At 64.0% G+C, this 3,705-nt stretch carries 5 protein-coding genes and 1 pseudogene; all 6 read left to right on the forward strand.

Features of this window, described 5'->3' with window-relative positions:
* Positions 1-288, forward strand: a pseudogene (locus tag EN893_RS23805) (hypothetical protein); the annotation flags it as partial.
* A gap of 6 nt (positions 289-294) precedes the next feature.
* Positions 295-705 carry a RidA family protein gene (locus tag EN893_RS23810; protein WP_127267701.1) on the forward strand — a complete coding sequence of 137 codons (411 nt, stop codon included), beginning with the start codon at positions 295-297 and terminating at the stop codon, positions 703-705.
* 26 nt (positions 706-731) lie between these two features.
* Positions 732-1,352 (forward strand): glutathione S-transferase family protein, encoded by a 621-nt coding sequence (locus tag EN893_RS23815; RefSeq protein ID WP_013529861.1) that lies wholly within the window; start codon positions 732-734, stop codon positions 1,350-1,352.
* Complete coding sequence (gene fhmpcd1, locus EN893_RS23820) at positions 1,352-2,281, forward strand: 5-formyl-3-hydroxy-2-methylpyridine 4-carboxylate 5-dehydrogenase (protein WP_127267702.1); 930 nt, start codon at positions 1,352-1,354, stop codon at positions 2,279-2,281. Before EN893_RS23815 ends, fhmpcd1 begins: the two co-directional genes overlap by 1 nt.
* Positions 2,282-2,411: 130 nt before the next feature.
* Positions 2,412-3,242, forward strand: coding sequence for an ABC transporter ATP-binding protein (locus EN893_RS23825; protein ID WP_127270364.1), 831 nt, complete (start codon positions 2,412-2,414; stop codon positions 3,240-3,242).
* The coding region (locus tag EN893_RS23830; protein WP_348632500.1) for an ABC transporter permease subunit at positions 3,239-3,705 on the forward strand (467 nt) is incomplete at its 3' end. The genes EN893_RS23825 and EN893_RS23830, both read left to right, overlap by 4 nt.

A 3,705-nucleotide genomic window follows, 5' to 3' on the forward strand; every position in this document is an offset into this window, starting at 1 on the left:
CCGGCCCCCCCCCCGGAGGGCCCCCCCAAACCGCCGATGACCGGCTGCCACCAGCCCTCCGAGCGGTTCAATGGAACCGTCATTCCGTTTGCATGGTTCGCGCAGGGGCTGCGCCTCGTCGACATCGCCGATCCGTTCGCGCCAAAGGAAGTCGGCCATTTCATGCCCGACGCGCCGGAGGGGGCGGAGCGTTCCTCGTCCAACGACGTGACCATCGACGACCGCGGCATCGTCTACCTGATCGATCGCATCCGCGGCGTCGACATCATCGAAACCAGCGTTCTCTAGGGGGGTATGTTGAGCGACAGCACGCGAAAATCCGCCAGCCACTACGCCATCGGCAACAAGAACCCGAACCTGCCGTTTCATCCGGCGGTGCGTGCGGGCGATTTCATCTTCGTCTCGGGCCAGGTGCCGAAGGACGAGAACAACAACGTGATCAGCGGCACGATCGAGGAAGAGACGCTGGCGACGCTGAAGACCATTGCACGCGTCATCGCGCATGAAGGCGCGACGCTGTCGGATGTCGTGCGGATCACCACCTATCTCGAGGATACGCGCGATTTCGGCCGCTACAACAAGGCGTTCCTCGAAGGGATCGGCGACGCCGTTCTGGCACGCACGACCGTCGAGGCAAAGGCCGTCATCAACACCAAGATCGAAATGGACGCCATCGTCTACAAGCCGCTGCCGGCGAGCAAGTAGGCCTTGGACACTAGCGAGGAGACGACATGTACAAGCTGTTAGGCCGCCAGACATCAGGCAACGTCCAGAAGGTGCTCTTCATGCTCGAAGAGCTGGGGGCCTCCTACAAGCGCGAGGATTATGGCCGCCAGTTCGAGAACACGCAGACGGCGGAATACAAGGCGCTCAACCCGACCTCCAAGGTGCCGACGCTGGTCGACGGCGACACCGTGATCTGGGAGTCCAACACCATCCTGCGCTATCTCGCGGCATTCGGCGGCGAACAGTTGAATGGCGCCACGCCGGCCGAAAAGACCGAGGTCGAGCGCTGGATGGACTTCCTGCTGGCTGCGGTCAATCCGGGCTACCTGGCGGCCTTCAAGGGCGCCAAGCTCACGCCCGAAGAACAGACCGCCGAATACAAGGAACAAGTGAAGGACCTTGTCGCGCAGCTCAAGATCGTCGACGGCCACCTGGCCGGCAAGGACTTCCTGGCGCTCGGCAAGCTGACCCTTGCAGACATTGCCTGCGCGCCGATCCTGAAGCGCTGCGTCGACTTCAAGATCGACCGGCCGTCGATGCCCAATCTGGAGCGCTGGGTGGCCGCAATCGCCGCCCGGCCGGCTTTCAAGGCGGCAACCACTGCTGCTCCCGCAAAGGCGGCATGATGATCAAGCGCGCCGCTCTCATCGGACTGGGAACGATGGGTCCAGGCATCGCCGCGCGGCTTTCGCGCGGCGGGCTCGATGTGACGGCGTATGATGTTTCGCCAGGGGCAATCGAGCGCGCCCGCGGCATGCTCGATCTCGCCGGCGGCGTGCTCGACCGTCTCGACATCAAGGCGCCCGGGACTGGCGCCGGCAGCGTGCGTTTCGTCGAGACGATCGCCGAGGCCGTCGATGGCGCCGAACTGGTGATCGAGAACGTGCCCGAGAATATCGACATCAAGGCGCAGACCTATCGCGACATCGATCCGCTGATCGGCCCGTCTGTCATCGTCGCCTCCGACACGTCGGGCATCCCGATCACCAAGCTGCAGGCGCATATCTCGCAACCCGAGCGGATGGTCGGCATGCACTGGTCGAACCCGCCGCACATCATCCCGATGATCGAGGTGATCGGCGGCGAAAAGACCGCGCCTGAAACCGTGACTGTTATCCGCGATCTCATCCGCTCGATCGGCCTGCTGCCGGTGGTGGTGAAGAAGGACGTTCCAGGCTTCGTCGAGAACCGCGTGCTCTATGCGCTGCTGCGCGAGGCGGTCGATCTTGTCGAGCGCGGCGTCATCGAGCCGGAAGACCTCGACACCTGCGTATCCTGGGGCATCGGCTACAAGATTGCCGTCATCGGCCCGATGGCGCTGCTCGATATGGCGGGGCTGGATATCTACAAATCCGTCTCGTCCTTCCTGAATGCCGATCTCTCCAACCGTGACGATGTCGCGCCGATGGTGCTGGAGAAGACGGCCGCGTCGAAGTTCGGCATCAAGTCGGGCGAGGGCATGTTTGCCTACACGCCCGAGCAGACAAAAGCGCTGCAAGGTGAACGGGCGCGCAAGCTCGTCGCGGTGCGGCGCATCCTGGAAGGCCGGGAGTAGCCAATGTCACATGGTGCGCAGAGGGCAGGCCGGTTCGAGGAGTTCCACCGGTCGGCTGTTTGTGTGAAGGGCGCCTTCGCCATCAAGATGGTGCGGGTGCGGCAGAAAACAGCACGCGGGGCGGCAAGCCATGCGCATTGAAACCATCCGAGCCGCCGGCGACAGGCCGGCCCATATCCGCCATGACGATCTGATCTCCGCCAAAGGCGTTTCGGTGGTCATCGCCCGGCAGCTGATCCTCAGGAACATCGATCTTTCGGTGCCAAAGGGATCGTTCGTTTCCCTTATCGGCCCTTCCGGCTGCGGCAAGAGCACTTTGCTCAAGGTGCTGGCCGGGCTGGTGCAGCCGACCCAGGGCAGCGTTTCGATCGCCGGGCTCGCGCCGATCGAGGCTGCGCGCAAGCGGATGATCGGCCTCGTCTTCCAGGACGCCAACCTGCTCCCCTGGAAAAACGCCGTCGACAATGCCTCGCTGCTGCTCGGCATCGCCGACAAATCGCTGTCGCGCTCGGATCTGCGGGCGCGCGGGCAGGAGATGCTGGAATTGGTCGGGCTGGGCGACAGCGCCCACAAGCGGCCAAACGAGCTGTCGGGTGGCATGCGGCAGCGGGTTGCCATCGCACGGGCCCTGGCGCTCGACCCGGCGGTCCTGCTGATGGACGAACCGTTCGGCGCGCTCGACGCCATCACCCGCGATTCGATGGGCCAGTCGCTGCTGGAGATCTGGCAGCGTACCGGCAAGACGATCGTGCTCGTCACCCATTCCATCGACGAGGCCATCCATCTGTCGCGCCATGTTCACGTGCTAGGGATCAAGCCGGGGCGGATCACCGAGAGCCTCGACATTGCGCTGCCTTATCCGCGCGACCTGTCGGTCACCGAAGATCCGGAGTTCGTCAGGCTGGTGGTCCAGTTGCGAACGATGCTGCGCTCCAGCCATCAACCGGGAGGCGCGTCTTGAGCGACCAACCCATCACGGACCTTTCCGAGCCGCGCCTCGCCTCCAGCTGGAGTGCGGCGACCGGCAGTTGGCTGCCGGCGGTCATCCTCCTGCTGGTGACGATCGTGCTGTGGGAAGCGGCCGTGCGGATCTTTGCCATATCCGCTTTCATCATTCCCGCCCCTTCCGAGATCGCGAAGTCGCTGGTCGCGCAATGGGGCACGCTGATGCAGGCGACGCTGGTGACGGCGGGCGAGATCCTGTTCGGCTTCCTGGTCTCGGTCGTGGTCGGCATTGCCATTGCGCTGGTCATCGTGCGCTTCGATTGGTTGGGACGCGCGCTGTATCCGCTGGTGGTGCTGTTCCAGAACGTGCCGAAAGTCGCGCTGGCGCCGATCTTCATCCTCTGGTTCGGCTATGGGCTGGCGCCCAAGATCGGCCTCATCCTGGTCATTGCGTTCTTCCCGGTGACGCTCTCCATGCT

Source organism: Mesorhizobium sp. M7A.F.Ca.CA.004.04.2.1, from assembly GCF_004022825.1.
GTDB lineage: Bacteria > Pseudomonadota > Alphaproteobacteria > Rhizobiales > Rhizobiaceae > Mesorhizobium.

Coding starts and splice junctions, on each gene's coding strand:
- EN893_RS23810 (WP_127267701.1), top strand. CDS start 295: ATGTTGAGCGACAGCACGCGAAAATCCGCCAGCCACTACGCCATCGGC.
- EN893_RS23815 (WP_013529861.1), top strand. CDS start 732: ATGTACAAGCTGTTAGGCCGCCAGACATCAGGCAACGTCCAGAAGGTG.
- fhmpcd1 (WP_127267702.1), top strand. CDS start 1,352: ATGATCAAGCGCGCCGCTCTCATCGGACTGGGAACGATGGGTCCAGGC.
- EN893_RS23825 (WP_127270364.1), top strand. CDS start 2,412: ATGCGCATTGAAACCATCCGAGCCGCCGGCGACAGGCCGGCCCATATC.